Raw genomic sequence first — 17,961 nt, forward strand, 5'->3', positions numbered from 1 at the left:
AAGCGTCCCCACCGTGGCGAGGACGATTTTCGCTCCCCCCGAGCGCTCGTCGGATCGGGTTGCGTCCTGCTGCATGTGGTGCCGGCCTTAGACCTATCGGAGACGATCGCAAGGGTGGAGAATGGCGCGCTATTCGCGCCGAATGGCCCGTTACCTCAATAGATGGTCCAATTATTCTCCCGGAACCACTTGGTGATGACGTATTTCACGCCCTTCACCACCGGCATCCCTTCGTGCAGCGTCATCGTGTTGGGGCTGCCGTCGGGATTCATGTTGTTCCAGGCGAGCAGCAAGCCACGGCGCGGCGCGACGCGCAAACCGGCCTGCGGAAACCAGGTGGCGCCGCCTTCCTCGACATTGTTGAGATAGATCATCGCGGTCCAGGTGCGTTGTCCGCCGCTGCGCTTCATATCTTCCCAATATTTCTGATTTTCATGAAAGAAGTCGTGATGCGCGCGAAATTGCTGGCCGGGCGCGTACCGTTGACCCTGGATCGTCTCGCCCTTGGCCGGGGGGATGCCGAGAAGGTCGGCGATCGAAGTGTCGATGGGCGCAACATCAGCGGAATAGCGGTCCATGTCGCAGCTTTCGCTGGTCCGGAAGCCATAATCCTCGCGGTCGGACAGGATGGTGGACGGTCGACGATTGCCATCGATGATCCGGATCAGCCGGTCGCACTGTACGGGATCGAGAAAGTCGAGATGGTAATAGGCCTGGGCCGCACCGACCATCGCTTCCTGAACGCGCGGGTGGGCGGCGAGCCGAGCGGCCACCTCCTTGCCGATGCGCGCGCGTTCCTTCGACGGGCCGCCTGGCATATTCTTTTTCTTGCCGAACATGGGGCGGTTTTTTCGCGTCCCCGACAAAAAAGGCAAGGGCCCGGGAATTGCTTCCCGGGCCCCCACCTCGCGCGACGACGATTTTACCAGAAGATGTCGTGGACCACGTCGACGACTTCGCCGGTATAGATGTCGACCAGGAGCGCGTCGTTGTAATAGCGCACCCAGCGATACGGCCCGTACACGTCCGGCAGGCGGTAATCGTACGGATCGTCGATCCAATAGCTCTGGTCGAAGAGCATCGAGTCGATGATCGCGCCGACTCCGAAGCTGCGATAGCCGTAGCTCCAGCCATAAGGCGCGTAATAGCGCGGCAGGCGATAGGCGTTGCGATTGTACGACCGATAATGCTGCCAGTCGTAACGATTGTCGTTGCGCCAGCTGCGGTTCCAGTTGCCGCCGCGATCGTTGCCGCGCCAGCGATCGTCACGCCGGCGGTTGTCGTTCCAATTGCGGCCGTCGTTGCGGTTGCCCTGCCAGCGGTCGCCGCCGTTATTGTCGCGCCAACCGCGATTGTCGGTTGTGCCGCCACGGTTACGCCAGTCGCGGTTGCCATCGCGTTGAACGTCGACCTGGGGGCCCGGGGCTACCGCACCGCCATTTCCGCCGCGGAAACCGCGCCAGCCGCCATTATTGACGCCGCCGTTCCAACGATTGTCGCCGCGTGCTTGCGGCGCGACATTGGGGACGGCCGGAGTGACCGCTCCGCCGTTACCGCCGCGGAAGCCCCGCCAGCCGCCGTTGTTATTGCCGCCGTTCCAGCGCGGGGCGGGAGCCGGAGCAGGGGCCGGGCGAGCGGCCGGAGCGCCGCCATTGCCGTTGTTGTTGCCACGCCACCCGCCGCGATCGCCACGCGACTGGCCAGCGTTCGCGCTGGCGTCGCCGCCGCGACCGCGCCAATTGTCGCGATCCGCGGCCGAGGCGATCGCGGGGGTCATCGACACCGCGGCCATCAGCGCGAAAAGGATAGACCTACGCATTCTCGTTTCTCCACTCGCCGGCGCACATGCCGGCCCTACGATAGCTCGCTTCTAGGCGAGTCGCGCTGACCGGTTTCTGAATTGGCCTGACAGCCAATTGAAAGGATTCAGGCTGAGCGTTCGGAGAGCAGCCATCTATTCTTACGGATTGGGAGTCAGCGCCGGAACGATACGCGCGGCATCTTTCGGGTCGATGCCGGGACGCGGGCCGGTCGCCACCGTGTCGTCGCCGCGCTGGATGCGGCCGGCGCGCTGGATCGCCTCGACCAGCCGCGGATAAATGCCACAGCGGCAGATATTGGTGATGCTCTGGCGGATCTTTTCCTCCGACGGGCGCGGATCGGCCTTGAGCAAAGCGGCCGCCGCCATGATGATGCCGGGGACGCAAAACCCGCATTGACTGACATTCTCGGCCAGGAAGGCGACTTGCACCGGATGGCTGCGGTCGTGCGACAGGCCCTCGATCGTGGTGACGACGCTGCCCTCGATCGATCCGATCGGGACCAGGCAGGATTTCCTCGGCACGTCGTCGACATGGACGATGCAGGCGCCGCAATGACCGGTGCCGCAGCCATATTTGCTGCCGGTCAAATTGGATGCGTCGCGCAGCGCCCAGAGCAGGGGCGTCGCCGGGTCCATGCGATATTCGACCGGTTGGTTGTTGACGGTGAACTTGGTCACGGGGCCGGTTTAGGCGGAAACGGCGTGTTTCCGCCAGCGGCATTGTTGCCTGCGGCGGGTGGGGCGATATCCCTGCCATGAGACTTCCCACCTTGTTCGTGCCGCATGGCGGCGGCCCCTGCTTCTTCATGGACCCCGATGGCGGCCCGTCGGACCCGATGTGGCGGCCGATGGAGCGCTACCTCGTCGGACTGATCGACAGCCTGCCCGAACGGCCGCGCGCAATCTTGATGATATCGGGACATTGGGAAGAGGCGGAGATCGCGGTCCACACCGGCGCCCATCCCGACCTGCTGTTCGATTATTACGGCTTTCCCGAACACACCTATCGCCTGCGCTGGGATGCGCCGGGCGCGCCCGACGTGGCGCGACGCGCGGCGTCGCTGTTGCGTGAAGCGGGGTTCGGCACGCGTGAGGAAAGTGCGCGCGGCTGGGACCATGGCGTGTTCGTGCCGATGAAGGTCGCCGTCCCGGGGGCCGACATCCCGCTCGCGCAACTGTCGCTGCGGGCAGATCTGGATCCGGCCGACCATATCGCGATCGGCCGCGCACTGGCGCCGTTGCGCGATGAGGGCGTGCTGATCGTCGGGTCGGGCATGAGATTCCACAATCTGCGGGTTCGCGGTGCGGCGGCGGTCGCGCCGTCGACCGAATGGGATGCCGCATTGACCGACGCGGTGACCGATCCCGATCCCGCGCGCCGCGCCCAGCGGGTCGCCGCCTGGCGCACGCTTCCGCATGCGTCCTTCGCGCATCCTCGCGAAGAGCATCTGTTGCCGTTGATGGTTGCGCTGGGCGCGGGCGGGGCCGGGCAGGCGACGCGCGATCACGCCAGCAACGTGCTCGGCTGGGCGGTCTCCGGCTATCGTTTTGGCTGAGAACGTTCACAGTAATACGTATTCGTCGATTGCGGCTGGGCTGAAGCTACGCCATCAAGGCACCTTGAAACCGGCTTCAGACCGGACACCCCAGGGAGAGTGCAATCGATGGTCATGGATACGAGCGCCGCGGCGTCGACCAGCCCGGCTGGAACAGGTGACACGCACCAGGGGATAAACGCGCCCGGGTTGCAGGTCTTCGTTTTCGCGCTGTTCTTCATCTTCGGCGGCATCACCAGCCTGAACGACGTCATCATCCCGAAGCTGAAGGAGCTTTTCACGCTCAACTACACGCAGGCGATGCTGATTCAGTTCTGCTTCTTCGCGGCCTACGCAATCATCGGAATCCCGGGCGCGATGCTGATCAAGCGGATCGGCTATATGCGTGGCGCAGTGCTGGGGTTGTTGACGATGATGGTCGGCTGCCTGCTATTCATTCCGGCTTCGGGCACGGCGATCTATGCCTTGTTCTTGATCGCCTTGTTCATTCTCGCAACCGGCGTGGTGCTGGTCCAGATCGTATCCAACCCATTGATCAGCCTACTGGGTCGTCCGCGAACGGCGCACAGTCGCCTCACTTTCGCGCAAGCGTTCAACTCGGTCGGTACCACGATTTTTCCGTTCGTCGGGTCGATTCTGATTCTCGGCGGCACCGCCCAATCTTTCTGGGACGTATCCCGCGTGGTCGATCCCGCCTGCAAGGGTGCGAAGAACGCGACGACGGCACTCACGGATGCCTATCGCATAGCGGAATCGCAGGTGGTCGCGCACACCTATTTGGGACTCGCGATCGCGCTCGCGCTGATCGCGGCAGCGGTGTGGATGTTCCGCAATCAGCTCAAGGGTGAAGCACATCAAGCGAGCGGCGCGTTGGCCGGCCTCGACTTGCTCAAGCGCCCGCGCTTCGCGTTCGGCGCACTTTGCATCTTCCTCTATGTCGGCGCGGAGGTCGCGATCGGCTCGACCATGGTCAACTATCTCAAGTCGGAACACACGCTTTGCTTGACCGACCAGTCGGCCGGCAAGCAGCTGATCTTCTATTGGGGTGGTGCGATGATCGGGCGCTTCATCGGCTCGGCGGTGCTCCGCGTGATCAGCCCAGGCAAGGTGTTGGCCGGCGTCGCTACAGGCGCCATCCTGCTCGTACTGATCTCGATCTCCACGCATGGCACGATCTCGGCCAACACGCTGTTGGCGGTCGGCCTGATGAACTCGATCATGTTCCCGACGATCTTCACGCTTGCCTGCGAAAAACTCGGTGCGCGTGCCGCCGACGGCTCGGGGATCATCAACGTCGCGATTTGCGGCGGCGCGATCATCCCGGTCCTGACCGGTGCGCTCGCCGACTCGGTCACGCTGCCGATGGCACTGATCCTGCCGGTAGTTTGCTACCTGATCATCGGCGCGTTCGGCATCTATGCGCGCAAGCCTGCCGAGGATTATGCCGACGAGCCCGCCGTAGCGGTGGCCTTCGACTAAGGTTCAATCGCTTAGCGTCTCGCCCAGGCGAGGCGCGGGGCGGCCGAGCGCGAGCTCGGCGTCGGAAAAGCGGATCGGGGTACGCAGGCCGTCGAGCCGCTTGCCCTTCACCACCATGCCTCGCGCGCGGACCTGGGGATCGTTGAGCGCTTGCTCGACGGTGTTGATCGGGCCGACCGGGACGCCCACCGCTTCGAGCTTGGCGAGCAAATCGTCGCGCTCGAACCTTTTGGTTGCCGCGGTGATCGCCGCGAACAGCGGTTCGCGATGCACGATGCGGCCGGCATTGGTCGCCCAGCGTTCCTCGGGCTCGATCCCGGCCACGCCGCAGAAGCGCTGGAATTGGCCGTCATTGCCCACCGCCAGGATGAACCAGCCGTCGGCGGTCGGGAAAACGGCGTAGGGCGACACGTTCATATGCGCGTTGCCGACGCGCGGCGGGGTGACGCCGCTGGCGAAATAATTGGCCGCCTGGTTGGCGAGCACCCCGGTCATCGTGTCGAGCAGTGCCATGTCGATATGCTGGCCGCGCCCGGTCTTTTCGCGCTGGATCAGCGCCGCCTGGATGCCGATCACCGAATAAAGGCCGGTCGCGATATCGGCCATCGCCACGCCGATCTTCTGCGGCGCGCCGTCGGGCTCGCCGGTCAGGTCCATCATCCCGCCCATGCCCTGGATGATGAAGTCGTAGCCCGGGCGCGGCGCATAAGGGCCGTCCTGGCCGAAGCCGGTGATCGAGCAATAGATCAGCCGCGGGTTGAGCGCCGACAGGCTGGCGTAGTCGAGCCCGTATTTGGCGAGGCCGCCGACCTTGAAATTCTCGAGCAGCACATCGCTTTCCGCCGCCAGCCGGCGGACCTCGGCCTGGCCTTCGGGCGTGGTGAAGTCGATCACCACCGAGGACTTTCCGCGATTGCACGAATGGTAATAAGCCGCGTCGCGCGTGCCGTCGGGATTCTCGATGAAGGGCGGGCCCCAGGTCCGCGTGTCGTCCCCCGCGGGACTTTCGACCTTGGTCACCTCGGCGCCGAGGTCGGCGAGGACCTGCCCGGCCCAGGGGCCGGCGAGGATGCGGGCGAGTTCGAGTACCTTCAGGCCGCCTAATGGTGTCATGGCCGAGCGCTGCGGCAAGGCGCCGCTCTGGTCAAGGGCGCGATGCTTGCGGCAGCGTGGCGCCCATGACACGATGGGGCGACGGACAAAGGAGGGACAAATGCTCCGGATAGGGCGCCTGGCGATCGCCGCGTCGTTCGCGATGTTGCTGCCGATCACCGCGCCGGCCCGAAAGCCGCTGCCGGCGGCCAAGCCGACGGTCATGACGCTCCATCGCGGCCAGCCCGGCAGCGTCGATCTCCAGACCAACGCGAGCACCGGCTATACGTGGAAGGTCCATGCTCCCCGCGGAATCGCAGTGACGCTGGACAAGACGGTCCCAACGCGGCCGGGCATGGCCGGCGCGCCGTCGCTCGTGACCTATCGGATCGTCGGCAACAAGCGCGGGACGTACCGGGTCGTGTTCCGTTATCTACGGCCTTGGGAAGGCAAAGCGATCCGGACGCTGATCTACCGCGTCCGGATCGTGTGATCGCCTCAAGCCGGTTTCGCGCCCGGCGTTCCGCATTTCACGAAATGGCCCTTGGCATTGCGGCATTTGCCGGTGCTCGCAGGTTTGGGCTTGGGGCAGGCGATGAAATGGCCCTTGGCGTCACGGCAGCGGTTGGCGGCCATCGAGGGTGTCGCGATCATCGCGATGGCGGCAAGCGCGAAAGAGATCCGAAGCATCAGCAACTCTCCTCCCATATCGTGGGAGGTGGAGATTGCGCCCGATGCGGCCGGTCCGCAAGCGCGCCATTCCGGGTTTTCGCGGGGATGGCGTTCGCACGAGACTCGCCGGCCTAGAAAGCGGCGATGCCGGTGATGGCGCGGCCGAGGATCAGCGCGTGGACATCGTGTGCACCCTCATAGGTGTTGACCGTCTCGAGGTTCATCAGGTGACGCATGACCTGATATTCGCCCGAGATACCGTTGCCGCCGTGCATGTCGCGGCTCATCCGCGCGATATCGAGCGCCTTGCCGACATTGTTGCGCTTGACGATCGAGATCATCTCCGGCGCGAACTTGCCCTCATCCATCAACCGCCCGACACGCAGTGATGCCTGAAGCCCGAGCGCGATCTCGGTCTCCATGTCGGCGAGCTTCTTCTGATAGAGCTGGTTGGCGGCGAGCGGCTTGTCGAACTGCTTGCGGTCGAGCCCATATTGGCGCGCGGCGTGGAAACAGAATTCGGCGGCACCGAGCGAACCCCAGGAAATGCCGTAACGCGCGCGGTTGAGGCAGCCGAACGGGCCCTTCAGGCCCTGCACCTCGGGCAGCAGCGCGTCCTCGCCGACCTCGACCTCGTCCATCATCACCATGCCGGTGATCGACGCGCGCAACGAGAGTTTGCCCTCGATCTTGGGTGCCGAGAGACCCTTCATGCCCTTTTCGAGCACGAAGCCGCGAATGCCGCCGCCATGCGCATCGGACTTGGCCCAGATCACGAACACGTCGGCGATCGGCGCGTTGGAAATCCAGGTCTTGGCGCCCGAGATCGAATAACCATTGGCGGTCTTGGTCGCCCGCGTGGTCATGCCGCCGGGATCGGAGCCGGCATCGGGCTCGGTCAGGCCGAAACAGCCGATCCACTCGCCGGTCGCCAGCTTGGGCAGGTACTTCCGCTTCTGATCTTCGGAGCCTTAGGCATAGATCGGGTACATGACGAGGCTCGACTGCACCGACATCATCGAGCGGTAGCCCGAGTCGATCCGCTCGACCTCACGCGCGACCAGGCCATAAGCGACATAATTGGCGCCGACGCCGCCATATTCCTCCGGCACGGTCGGGCCGAGCAGGCCGAGCGCGCCCATTTCGCGGAAAATCTCGGGATCGGTGGTCTCGTTGGCGAAGGCATCAATGATGCGCGGCGCGAGCTTGTCCTCGGCATAAGCGCGCGCGGTGTCGCGGATCATCCGCTCGTCCTCGCTCAACTGATCGTCGAGCTGGAACGGGTCCGCCCAATCGAAATGCGCCATGCCAGCCATATCAATCTCCTTGCCTGCGCCCGCATTGTCCCGACCGGCGGCTTGAGGCAAGGGGGCGGGATGAGCTTTCGTCCTCGCCGCAGCGCGCTGTTTCTGCCCGCGAGCAATGCCCGCGCGATCGAAAAGGCGCGTGAGCTTGCCGCCGACGTGGTGATCCTGGACCTGGAGGACGCGGTCGCGCCCGACGCGAAGGGGAGTGCGCGCGAAGCGGCGGTCGCGGCGGCGACCGCGGGATTCGGCACGCGCGAGCTGGTGATCCGGGCGAATGGGCTCGACACCGAATGGGGCGCGGCGGACCTGGCGGCGGTACGGGCGACGGGCGCGACCGTGTTGGTGCCCAAGATACGCAACACGGGCGACATCAAAACTTGCCGCGAGCACCTGGGTTCCGAAACGCCGCTTTGGGTAATGATCGAGACCTGCGAGGCGCTTGGCCGTTTGCAGGATATCGCCGAGGCCGCGGTCCAGGGATTCGTGCTGGGCGTGAACGATCTCGCACTCGAGCTGGGCGCGCGTCCGGGGGCGGAGCGGGCGTGGCTGGCGCCGATCCAGACGGCGGTGCTGGCGGCGGCGCGATCGCGCGGACTGGTCGCGCTCGACGGTGTCTGCAACGACTTCTCCGACGATGCGCGGCTGCGGGCCGAATGCGATGCTGCCGCGGCGATGGGCTATGGCGGCAAATCGCTGATCCATCCGCGCCAGATTCAAATCTGCAATGCCGCGTTCAGTCCGGATGCCGCGACGATCGACTGGGCGACAAGAGTGCGAGACGCCTTTGCGAGCGGCGACGGCGGCGTGATCCAGGTCGACGGGAAAATGGTCGAGGCGCTGCATCTGGTGCAGGCCGAACGGATATTGGGAATGGCGATATGAAGATTGCGGGCGTCGAACTCGGCGGGACCAAATGCGTGTGCGTGCTGTCGCAGGACGGCGTGACGATCGTCGAGGCACAGCGGATCGACACGCTCGACCCCGAGACGACGATGGCGGGGATCGAACAGGCGCTCGACCAATGGCGCGGGTTCGACGCGATCGGCATCGCCAGCTTCGGGCCGGTCGGGATCGATCCCAAGGCCGCGACCTATGGCCATATCACGGCCACGACCAAGCCGGGTTGGGCCAATACCGATGTCGCTGGCCGGCTCCAGCGCCGCTACGGCGTGCCGACGGGATTTCACACCGATGTCATCGGCGCGGCGCTGGCCGAAGGACAATGGGGCGCCGCCAAGGGTTTGGCTGACCATGCCTATGTCACGATCGGCACCGGCGTCGGCATCGGCCTGATCAGCGACAACCGGCCGGTGGTCGGGTTGACGCACCAGGAATTGGGGCACATCCGCCCGACGCGAATGGCGGGCGACGATTGGCCGGGCATTTGCAGTTTCCACAGCGATTGCGTTGAAGGCCTCGCCTCCGGACCGGCGATCAAGGCGCGAGCGGGCGTCGCCGCCAATGAGATCGCCGAGCATTCGCCGATCTGGCCGCAGGTCGCGCATCCGATCGCGCAATTGTGCCACACGCTGGTGCTGACTGGCGTGCCCCGGCGCATCGTGTTCGGCGGTGGGGTAGGGCTAGGCGTGCCCTGGCTGCTGCCGATGGTCCGCCGGATGCTCGACGAAAGCCTAGGTAGCTATGGCGACCGCTCGCTGCTCGGCGATCTCGACGCCTATATCACTTGCGCGGCGCTCGGCGCCGAGGCTGGCCCGATGGGCGCGATCCTGCTGGGTGAGCAGGCGCTCGGTCGATAGCAAGAAGGCCGAAACGGGTATCCCGACAAAGATCGTTTACGGCGCTTTAACTTCGTCCGCTTACCTCCGCGCAAGGACATTGGGGCGTCGTATGCGCTCCACCAAGCGAGGGACAGCGCGCGGTGCGAATTCTGATCGTCGACGACGAACCGGCAATGCATGAGTCCTACCGGCACTGCTTCGAGCCGGTGGCGCCGGTCGATGGCGCGCTGAGCGACATGGCGGCCGAGCTGTTCGACGATGCCCCCGCGACGGAAGCGGGCCAAACCGGCGCGAGCTTCGATACGGTGCATTGCAACCAGGGCCTCGACGCCGTGCATGCCGTCGAGGATGCCGTGGCCGAGGGCAATCCGTTCGCGGTGGCATTCATCGACGTTCGCATGCCGCCGGGGATCGACGGCAAGGAGACCGCGGCGCGGATCCGCGCGCTCGACCCTAACATCAACCTCGTCATCGTCACCGGCTTCTCCGATTTCTCGCCGATCGAGATTTCGAAAGCGGCGGGGCCGGCCGACAAGATCTTCTACATCGCCAAGCCGTTCGAGATCGCCGAGGTCGTGCAGACCGCGACCGCGCTGGCACATCGCTGGCAGGCGGATCGCGAACTCGCCGCGGCGATGACCAAGCTCGAGGAACAGGCGGTCGAACTCGCTGCCAACGAATCGAAGGCGCTGCATCTCGCGACGCACGATTCGCTGACGGAAGCGCCCAATCGCCTGGCATTTCTCAAGGCGCTGACCGACAAGGTGCGCGGGGGCGGGATGTTCGCCGTCGCGATGGTCGACCTCGACCGGTTCAAGATCGTCAACGACACGCTGGGTCATCTGGCGGGCGACGAGTTGATCCGCGCCATCTACGCTATCCTCCAGCAATCGGCTCCCTCTGGCGCCGTGGTCGCGCGGCTGGGCGGCGACGAATTCGGCATTCTGTTCGACACCCTCGGCGAGCAAGCCGCGGTCATGGCCTGCGATCATGTCATCGCCGCTTGCACCTCGAGCTTCCGCATCATCGGCCATTCCGTCCAGGCATCGGCCTCGATCGGGGTCGCCATCGCGGAAGTCGACGGCAATCGCGATCCGATCGATGTGATGCGCAAGGCCGATCTCGCGCTCAACGACGCCAAGAAATCGGGCCGCGGTGCGGTCCGTGCGTTCGACGAGAGCATGGACGAAAGCGTCCGCTTCCGTCGGCGGATCGAAGGCGGGCTGGGGCAGGCGATCGATCGCGGCGAATTGAGCCTAGCGTATCAGCCGATCGTCGCGGGCCACGACATGGAGGTCGTCGGGTTCGAGGCGCTGCTGCGCTGGAATACCGAGGAATTCGGGCCGATCAGCCCGGCGCTGTTCATTCCGATCGCCGAGGAATCGAACCTGATCCACGAGCTCGGCGACTGGGTGCTGGACGAGTCCTTGAAGGTGCTCGAGCAATGGCCGGGCCAATATGTCTCGATCAATTTCAGCCCGCGCCAATTCCGCCGGCTGAACTTCGTCGGCCAGGTCGTCGAGCGCGTGATGCGGGCCGGGATCGAGCCCAGCCGCGTCCAGATCGAGATCACCGAAACCGCTATTTTCGACAATGCAGAGCGCGCCGCCGACACGCTTTACAAGCTGCGCCAGATGGGTTTCCGCATCGCTCTCGACGATTTCGGCACCGGCTATTCGTCGCTCTACAACATCCGCAAGTTCGCGCTCGATTGCCTGAAGATCGACAAGAGCTTCATCGACGGCATGGGCCGCGAACGCGAATCCGCGGCGATCGTCCAGTCGATCGTGCATCTCGGGCATGCCTTGGGGTTGGGCGTGGTGGCGGAAGGCGTCGAAACCGAGGCCCAGGTCCATGCGCTGCGCCTCGCCGGCGCCAGCCATCTGCAGGGCTATTATTTCTCGCGGCCGGTCCCGGCCGATGTCGCGCGCGAGATCGCGCATGAGCGCTATATCGGCGGCGAGGACGATCTCGCCGGCGACGAATTCGCGATCCGGGCGGGCGACGGGACCAACGGCTGATGGCCCGCGCCGCGACCGGGCGCCGCCTGTCCTTCGCATCGCTCGGCGGCAAGCTGCTCCTGATCCTGGCCTCGGTCGGGCTGGTCGGTTCGATCGCGCTGACCGTGCTACTCGCCGCGGTCATCACGCCAAGTTTCAACGCGCTGGAACGCCAGGCGATCGACGGCCATGTCGAGCGCACCCGCGCCGCGTTGAAGGAATTCGCGACCAAGGTCGAAAGCTCGGTACGCGACTATGGCGATTGGAATGCGAGCTACGACTATGTCGCCAAGCCGACCAGGGCGTTCGAGGAGGAGAGCTTTTCGCCCAAGGCAATGGCCAATCTCGGCGTCGACGGCATGGCCTACCTGCGCCCCGACCACAGCCTTGTGATCGCGCGCTGGATCGACACTAGGTCGCATGCCGAGAACGACGCGTTGCGCGACGCGATGGTCGCGGCGATTCGCAAGGCGCCGCTCGATGCCGCGATGAAGGGCGACAATGCCGGGCATTTCTACGTCCGCCTGGGCCAGACCGTCGCCGCGGTCGGCGTTGCGCAGGTCAGGAAAAGCGATGGCACCGGGGTCTCGCGCGGCTATGTCGTGATGGTGCGCCGGATCACCTCGGCGCAGCTCGCGCAATTGCTTCAGGTGCCGGCGCGGGTCGACCCGGGCGCGCCCGACGGCAAATTGATCACCAGCAGCTCGACGATGATGCAGATCGCCGTCCCGGTCGTGGGACCCGACGATCGCCCGGTCGCGGTGGCAAGCTTCGTGGTGCCGCGCGACGTTTCGGCGCTCGGCCGCCACATGCTGTGGCTGGCGGTGCTGGGCTCGACCATCCTGCTGGCGCTGGTCCTGGCGGTGCTCAGCCGCATGATCTCGCTGCTCGTCCTCAAACCGTTGGGGCGAGTCGAAGGCCATATGCAGCAGGTGCGGGATTCGGGGTCGCTGGGCGTGTTGCCGGAAGACGGCAAGCGCAGCGACGAGATCGCTTCCTTGGGACGCAGCTTCAATTCGATGCTGGTCCAGCTCAAGGACCTGCGCGAACAAGTCGAGGCGCAGAGCTTCGCGCTCGGTCGTTCCGAAAGCGCGGTCGCGGTGATGCACAATGTGCGCAACGCGCTGAACCCGGTGTCGACCATCCTGTCGGCGGGAATCGGCCAGGCGGCGCCCGTCGACCGCAAATTGATCGACCGAGCGCTGGCCGAACTGGCGGCTGGCAATGTCGCTTCGGGCCGGCGAGAGAAGCTGGCGTCGTTCGTCGCCGCGGCGCTCGATGCCGAGGACCGACAGCGCAGTGAGCGGCGCGACCAATTGGAGGTCGGACGCGACGCGATGCGCCAGGTGCTCGAGATCATCGGGGCGCAGCAACAGCTCGCGCACGAGCGCCCGCCGCTCGAGGAATGCGACGCGACCCAGATCATCGCCCAGAATGCGACGATCGCGCTTCATTCCGGCAGTGGCGCGTCGATCGCGTTCAATTTCCCGGCCAAGGCGCATCGGGTCATGGCCAATCGCGTGTTGCTGAGCCAGGTGGTGGGCAATCTGTTTTCCAACGCTGCCGAGGCGATCGCCGCGTCGGGCGGCTCGGGCAGCATCAATGTGACGGTCGCCGCGACCGCCGGCGGCTGCGTCGAGATCGCGATCCAGGATACCGGGGAAGGGTTCGATCCCGCGCGTGGCCCGCAATTGTTCCAGCGCGGTTTTTCTACCCGCGCGCATAAGTCGGGCGGCCTGGGCCTGCATTGGTGCGCCAATTCGATGACTGCGATGGAGGGATCGCTGAGCCTCGAAAGCGACGGTGTCGGCCGCGGCGCGATCGCGCGTCTGACGTTGAAGGCACCGGAGCATGGTCAAGCGCAGGCGGACCTCGCGGCCTGACCGCTGATCGAGCGTGCCAATGCGGATATGGCTCGCTTGCCGCTTTCGTGCGTTCAGGGCGTGAGAGGAACCGCTCATGACCGACGACAAAGCTCGCCAGCCGGAACCCCCGGCCACCACGACGATCGCCAGCCCGGAAATCGATACGCAAAGCGGCGCGATCGGCACTGGCCCCGGCTATTCGGGGCAGGAATATGACGCCCAGGATTTCGCGATCGAGCGAGCGCTGAACAAAAGCGCCGAAGGGCCGCGGTCCGCACCCGATGACGAGGACCCTCGTTTCCCGCCCGACAACGGCCGCCGCGCTTTTTTTGATGAACGTACCGGCGAAGTCCACGGCAGCGGTGCCGGCGCGGGGGGCGGCAATCCGGGCGAGGATTTCGCCAGCGATCCTGCGGCGGGCGACGGTTATCCGCAAACGGGTCGCGGCTCGGTACCCCGACGATAGTCTCTTATGGCCGTGGGAGGGTCAATCGAGCAACGGGTATAGCAACGCCCGTTCGCGGCGCACCCGGCCGCGCATGGTCGCACGCACCTCGGCCGAGGCCCGGCAATAATCCGGCCAGTTCCTGACCGCACGATCGATGTTCCAAGCCGCGACATGCTCCGCGGACAAGGCGCGGAGTTGGGCGCCCTCGCTCCGCAGCGCGCGGACGGCCTCGCTCGCGACCGGATCGTCGCTGGCGAGCACTTTCGGATAGACCTCGTCATTCAGATAGCGGGTGCGTTGCGCGCTCGCCTGACTGAGGGCCAGGCGAGCCGCAGCGACCTGGGCCCGGTCGGGCGTTGCGTTGCGCGTCAGTCGTTCCAGCGCATCGAGCGCGGATTCGAGTGCTGCGTGACGTGCCTTCAGGCGAGCGAGCATGCGTAGGGGTCCATCATCGGTCGATCATTCTATGACGCTGTCTAACAAGAAGTATTTGTTTTTTTTCAACAAGAGACTTGCACGCGCCATAATTTGAATCAGCCGACGTCGCGTAACCCGGTGGCGCCGGCAGCCGAGTCAGTCCTCGCGCTTGCGCCGAACAACGCTGACCTTGCCGCCCGCCTCCAGCGTCGCCAGCGCGGCGTCCTCTACCTTCTCCACTTGTTCCAGGCGCAACGCTTCGTCCAAATCGCCGCGGCTCAGCCCAGCGCGGCGCATGCGATGTTCGTCTAGCACGCCGTCGCGAATGATTTCGATCGGCCGCGCCTTGGTCAGCCATGACAAGGGCCCCCAGTGCAGCGTCAGCGACGCGATGATCCGGTGCAGGACGACCAGCGTCAGTGTCGCGGCAAGCCCGGGCCAGAACGCCGCCTTGCCCAGCATCACGCGGCTGATGTTCGATCCCACGATCAGGGCCACGACGATGTCGAGCGGCGAATAATGGGCGAAGGTACGCCGCCCCGCGATGCGGACGCACAGGATGCCGAAGGCGAACAGGAGGACGGCACGAACGCATAATTGTGCGGCGTCCGCCCCCTCGTCGGGACCGATCAGCGTGCGAAAGATATCCACGATTCGTCAACGCCGTGCGGCGACGGCGGTTGCGCCGCCGAACGTCGAGGTGATCATCGAAGATGACGCCGTCATCCTCCGATGGTGCGAAGCGCGCCGCTATTCGGTCGCGCGGTACGCGCCGTTCTAGAACGGCGATACGTGGAAATATTTGAGCAGGCCAAGAACCAGCAACAGCAGCGCGATCGCGACGATCACGTTCGCGACGTTGAAGCTGCTGCGTTCGACCACGGTTCGATCGTCGCTGCGAATGTCCGTCATCTCTCTGAACCTCCATCTGGCGCCATAGAACGCGGTCGTAACGCGACCGGTTCCAGTCCCTGAGGCAGCGGTCAGAGGTTAACACAGGGTTCGCTGCGTTTGCCCGCGCTGCGCCGCTACACGAGCGAGCGTTGCTGGCGTGTGTCGACGAGCGCACGCATCAAGCGGAGCGCGCGCGCCATGCGGTTCTGATCGATCAACCCGCCGAGCGACACCCGAACCGCCTGATCGGTCCCGAGCGCGACGCGGAACCGGTCGCCAGGAACGACCGACAAACCGCTCGGGCGCATCGCGTCGGCGAGTTCGGTGGCATCGAGGCCCGTCGGCAACGATAGCCACAGATGATAGCCCTCGGCATGCGTCTCGACGGGCAGCCCGGCCAGAATATCCGCCGCCACCGCCTGACGCCGCGCGACTTCGCGGCGCATCGCTGCGACCAGGCGATCATATTGGCCGTCACTCAGCCACGTCCGCACCAGGGCCGCGTTAAGTGGCGGGGCCATGATCGCCGTTTCATGCACGTCGGCCGCCAGACGCAATGCTCCGGCAATGTTCGGCGCTTGGACATAGGCGACGCGAAGCGCGGGAGAGAGCGTCTTGGCGACGCTCGCGACATACCAGGTTCGCTCCGGCGCGAAGGTCGCGATCGGAGGGAGCGGCGCAGCGCACAAGGCGGCGTAGACGTCGTCCTCGATGACGATCAAGTCGTGGGCTCGCGCCTGGTCGGCGAGCGACCATCGCGTCGCCGTGTCGAGTGTCGTCGTGGTCGGATTGTCGTTGGTCGGCACCAGATAGAGCGCGCGAATCCTTTCCGTACGGCAGGCCGCGGCCAGGCCTTCGCCATCGACCGTGGGGAGGGGGGCCAGCCGCAGGCCCAACCGCGTCGCCAGTGCCTTGAACCCCGAATAGACGAAACTGCCGCAGGCCACCGCGTCGCCCGGCCGTAAGGTCGCGGACAGGATGGCGTGGAGCGCGTTTTGCGCACCGGCGGTGACGACCACCTGATCGTCCGATGCGGCCAGCCCGGCACGAGCGATCAGTCGCGCGCCCGCCGCTCGATCCGCGAGCCCGCCGCCAGCCGGCTGATATTGCAGCCGCAAACCGGATCCGTCGGCCAGCAGCGCCGCCATCGTGGCGCGCATCGCCCGACCCAACAGGTCGCCGGGCAATTCGGGCGGCATGTTCATGCCCACATCGATGCGCGCGATATCTTCCGCATCGATCAGCGCGGCCCCGCGCACGAAGCTACCGGCGCGACCCCGCGCCTCGATCAGCCCGCGCCGCCGCGCCGCGTCATAAGCCTTGGTGACGGTGGTCAGATCGACCCCGAGGTGCGCGGCGAGCTCGCGCTGCGGTGGCACGCGGTCGCCGCTGCTCAATTCTCCGCGCTCGATCGCTGCGTCGAGCGCATCGGCGATCGCAAGGTATTTGGGGCCGCTCGACCGGGTGAAGTCTGGTAGCCAATCCTCAGTCATCGAAATTGCCGCCCCGCCCGTCGGCCCGGCCATGGAGCTGATCCCACAGGCGCTCGGTTCCCGCTTCCTGCGACCGGTTCACATATTGCGAGGCGACCAGCCAGCCCTTGATCGGCCGAAGCGGCAATAGGCAGCCGAGCACCATGATCGGCACCGACGTGAGCAGGTGGACCCAGACAGGAGGGTTGTATGCTACCTGAATCCATACAACGATGAAGATCAGCGGCAGAGCGATCAGGCACAGGGAGAAGAAAGCGGGGCCGTCGTCCGGCGCTGCGAAACGATAATCCAACCCGCAGCACTCACAAGTGTCGGTGACCTTCAGCCAGGACTTGAACATTTGTCCCTTGGCGCAGCGCGGACACAGGCCTTTCCAGCCGGTTTCGATGATCCAGCGCAGCTTGTCGCTCGCTTGTATGGAGGGCATTGCTAAGTCCGAACTTATGTATGGATGATAGTCCATACATAATCCCTCGGCATTCGGAACGCCATAGGGTTCGGCATGCAAAATTGGGTCACATGATGTTGCCCAACGCACCCGTCGTCCAATCGGACTCGGTTCGCCGCAATCGTCTTGTCCCCGTAACAAGCTGGTCCTAACGATTGCGAGCGAATCGCAAAAAGCGACGCGGACGAAGGGGATGCCAGGAAGGATTCCCTATGCGTTTCGCTTTTTCCCCCGCCGCAATCTGGTCCGTCATAGATGGTGCGCGGTACTGGCGCCTTGCTCGTGACGCCGGTGAGCCGGTTCAGCCGAGTCTCTACAAGAGGCTGGAGCGTTGGGGAGCCGGCCTGCTTGCGCCGGTATTGGATAGCGTCATGAGCTTGTTCGAGGCGGGCTTTCGCCAGCGCTTCCACGCCGGCGATCTGTCCGACGCCGGGTTCACGCACGACGAACATTATCTGCTGGCCTTGCTGGAGGACGGCGGGGCGAACTCGATCGATCGCTTCGACCCCAGCCTGGCGAGCACGATGCGGATCGCCTTGCATTCCGCGCGAATCATGCTGCTGTCCGTGATGGCCGACCTGATCCATATTCCACTGGCGCGGACATCATCACCGATGTTTTTCCCGGCGATCGTGCCAGTGCCGTCGACGGGCACCGTTCGCATTTACGATCGACGATAAATTCCTGAAAAATTGCCGCGGCCGGGACGTGCGCCCGGCCGCGGCAGTG

At 65.2% G+C, this 17,961-nt stretch carries 19 protein-coding genes and 1 pseudogene; 9 read left to right on the forward strand and 11 right to left on the reverse strand.

Translation table 11 applies throughout. The features are described from left to right. Positions 1-155 precede the first annotated feature (155 nt). The 3 genes from ACTHJR_RS03720 to ACTHJR_RS03730 all read right to left on the reverse strand — a co-directional run bounded on the left by ACTHJR_RS03720 (position 156) and on the right by ACTHJR_RS03730 (position 2,500). A complete protein-coding gene (locus ACTHJR_RS03720; RefSeq protein ID WP_440521766.1) occupies positions 156-839 on the reverse strand; it encodes a prolyl hydroxylase family protein in 684 nt (227 codons plus the stop codon). Between the two features lie 83 nt (positions 840-922). Further along, positions 923-1,819 (reverse strand): RcnB family protein, encoded by an 897-nt coding sequence (locus ACTHJR_RS03725; protein WP_440521768.1) that lies wholly within the window; start codon positions 1,817-1,819, stop codon positions 923-925. Between the two features lie 141 nt (positions 1,820-1,960). Then, positions 1,961-2,500 carry a (2Fe-2S)-binding protein gene (locus tag ACTHJR_RS03730; RefSeq protein WP_440521769.1) on the reverse strand — a complete coding sequence of 180 codons (540 nt, stop codon included), beginning with the start codon at positions 2,498-2,500 and terminating at the stop codon, positions 1,961-1,963. Positions 2,501-2,577: 77 nt separating this feature from the next. Here ACTHJR_RS03730 and ACTHJR_RS03735 point away from each other — a divergent pair, with 77 nt between their 5' ends. Continuing rightward, positions 2,578-3,378, forward strand: coding sequence for a DODA-type extradiol aromatic ring-opening family dioxygenase (locus ACTHJR_RS03735; protein ID WP_440521770.1), 801 nt, complete (start codon positions 2,578-2,580; stop codon positions 3,376-3,378). 108 nt (positions 3,379-3,486) lie between these two features. Next, positions 3,487-4,857 (forward strand): sugar MFS transporter, encoded by a 1,371-nt coding sequence (locus ACTHJR_RS03740; RefSeq protein ID WP_440521822.1) that lies wholly within the window; start codon positions 3,487-3,489, stop codon positions 4,855-4,857. Positions 4,858-4,860: 3 nt separating this feature from the next. Here ACTHJR_RS03740 and ACTHJR_RS03745 read toward each other — a convergent pair whose 3' ends face one another. Further along, complete coding sequence (locus tag ACTHJR_RS03745; protein WP_440521771.1) at positions 4,861-5,970, reverse strand: CaiB/BaiF CoA transferase family protein; 1,110 nt, start codon at positions 5,968-5,970, stop codon at positions 4,861-4,863. A 100-nt stretch (positions 5,971-6,070) separates the two neighbouring features. Between ACTHJR_RS03745 and ACTHJR_RS03750 the strand changes: the two genes are divergently transcribed. Continuing rightward, a complete protein-coding gene (locus tag ACTHJR_RS03750) occupies positions 6,071-6,442 on the forward strand; it encodes a protease inhibitor I42 family protein (RefSeq protein ID WP_440521772.1) in 372 nt (123 codons plus the stop codon). 5 nt (positions 6,443-6,447) lie between these two features. On the opposite strand, the gene ACTHJR_RS03755 is transcribed toward ACTHJR_RS03750, so the two are convergent. Further along, positions 6,448-6,639: a hypothetical protein gene (locus tag ACTHJR_RS03755; RefSeq protein ID WP_440521773.1), complete on the reverse strand. Its 192-nt coding sequence runs from the start codon at positions 6,637-6,639 to the stop codon at positions 6,448-6,450. Between the two features lie 113 nt (positions 6,640-6,752). Next, positions 6,753-7,937, reverse strand: a pseudogene (locus ACTHJR_RS03760) (acyl-CoA dehydrogenase). Positions 7,938-7,997: 60 nt separating this feature from the next. On the opposite strand from ACTHJR_RS03760, the gene ACTHJR_RS03765 reads away from it, so the two are divergent. The 5 genes from ACTHJR_RS03765 to ACTHJR_RS03785 all read left to right on the forward strand — a co-directional run bounded on the left by ACTHJR_RS03765 (position 7,998) and on the right by ACTHJR_RS03785 (position 13,998). Next, on the forward strand, positions 7,998-8,810 hold the full coding sequence (locus ACTHJR_RS03765) for an HpcH/HpaI aldolase/citrate lyase family protein (protein WP_440521775.1): 813 nt from the start codon (positions 7,998-8,000) through the stop codon (positions 8,808-8,810). Continuing rightward, a complete protein-coding gene (locus ACTHJR_RS03770) occupies positions 8,807-9,685 on the forward strand; it encodes an ROK family protein (protein WP_440521777.1) in 879 nt (292 codons plus the stop codon). The genes ACTHJR_RS03765 and ACTHJR_RS03770 overlap by 4 nt, the downstream gene beginning before the upstream one ends. 122 nt (positions 9,686-9,807) lie before the next feature. Then, entirely contained in the window at positions 9,808-11,688 is a 1,881-nt protein-coding gene (locus ACTHJR_RS03775) for an EAL domain-containing protein (RefSeq protein WP_440521778.1), read from the forward strand. After that, positions 11,688-13,550, forward strand: coding sequence for a sensor histidine kinase (locus ACTHJR_RS03780; RefSeq protein ID WP_440521779.1), 1,863 nt, complete (start codon positions 11,688-11,690; stop codon positions 13,548-13,550). Before ACTHJR_RS03775 ends, ACTHJR_RS03780 begins: the two co-directional genes overlap by 1 nt. A gap of 76 nt (positions 13,551-13,626) precedes the next feature. Next, positions 13,627-13,998: a hypothetical protein gene (locus tag ACTHJR_RS03785; RefSeq protein WP_440521780.1), complete on the forward strand. Its 372-nt coding sequence runs from the start codon at positions 13,627-13,629 to the stop codon at positions 13,996-13,998. Positions 13,999-14,019: 21 nt separating this feature from the next. Here the strand turns inward: ACTHJR_RS03785 and ACTHJR_RS03790 are convergent, their stop codons facing one another. The 5 genes from ACTHJR_RS03790 to ACTHJR_RS03810 form a co-directional block, all read right to left on the reverse strand. Next, positions 14,020-14,415 (reverse strand): hypothetical protein, encoded by a 396-nt coding sequence (locus ACTHJR_RS03790; protein ID WP_440521781.1) that lies wholly within the window; start codon positions 14,413-14,415, stop codon positions 14,020-14,022. Between the two features lie 138 nt (positions 14,416-14,553). After that, on the reverse strand, positions 14,554-15,048 hold the full coding sequence (locus ACTHJR_RS03795) for a DUF421 domain-containing protein (RefSeq protein WP_440521783.1): 495 nt from the start codon (positions 15,046-15,048) through the stop codon (positions 14,554-14,556). A 126-nt stretch (positions 15,049-15,174) separates the two neighbouring features. Further along, on the reverse strand, positions 15,175-15,309 hold the full coding sequence (locus tag ACTHJR_RS03800; protein ID WP_440521784.1) for a hypothetical protein: 135 nt from the start codon (positions 15,307-15,309) through the stop codon (positions 15,175-15,177). Between the two features lie 116 nt (positions 15,310-15,425). Beyond that, complete coding sequence (locus ACTHJR_RS03805) at positions 15,426-16,784, reverse strand: PLP-dependent aminotransferase family protein (RefSeq protein WP_440521786.1); 1,359 nt, start codon at positions 16,782-16,784, stop codon at positions 15,426-15,428. Then, entirely contained in the window at positions 16,777-17,211 is a 435-nt protein-coding gene (locus ACTHJR_RS03810) for a DUF983 domain-containing protein (RefSeq protein ID WP_440521787.1), read from the reverse strand. Before ACTHJR_RS03810 ends, ACTHJR_RS03805 begins: the two co-directional genes overlap by 8 nt. A gap of 233 nt (positions 17,212-17,444) precedes the next feature. On the opposite strand from ACTHJR_RS03810, the gene ACTHJR_RS03815 reads away from it, so the two are divergent. Then, on the forward strand, positions 17,445-17,912 hold the full coding sequence (locus tag ACTHJR_RS03815; protein ID WP_440521788.1) for a hypothetical protein: 468 nt from the start codon (positions 17,445-17,447) through the stop codon (positions 17,910-17,912). The last annotated feature ends 49 nt before the right edge of the window (positions 17,913-17,961 follow it).

Origin of the sequence: Sphingomonas sp., from assembly GCF_051962185.1 — a bacterium.
In the GTDB taxonomy this organism is placed as follows: Bacteria; Pseudomonadota; Alphaproteobacteria; order Sphingomonadales; family Sphingomonadaceae; genus Sphingomonas.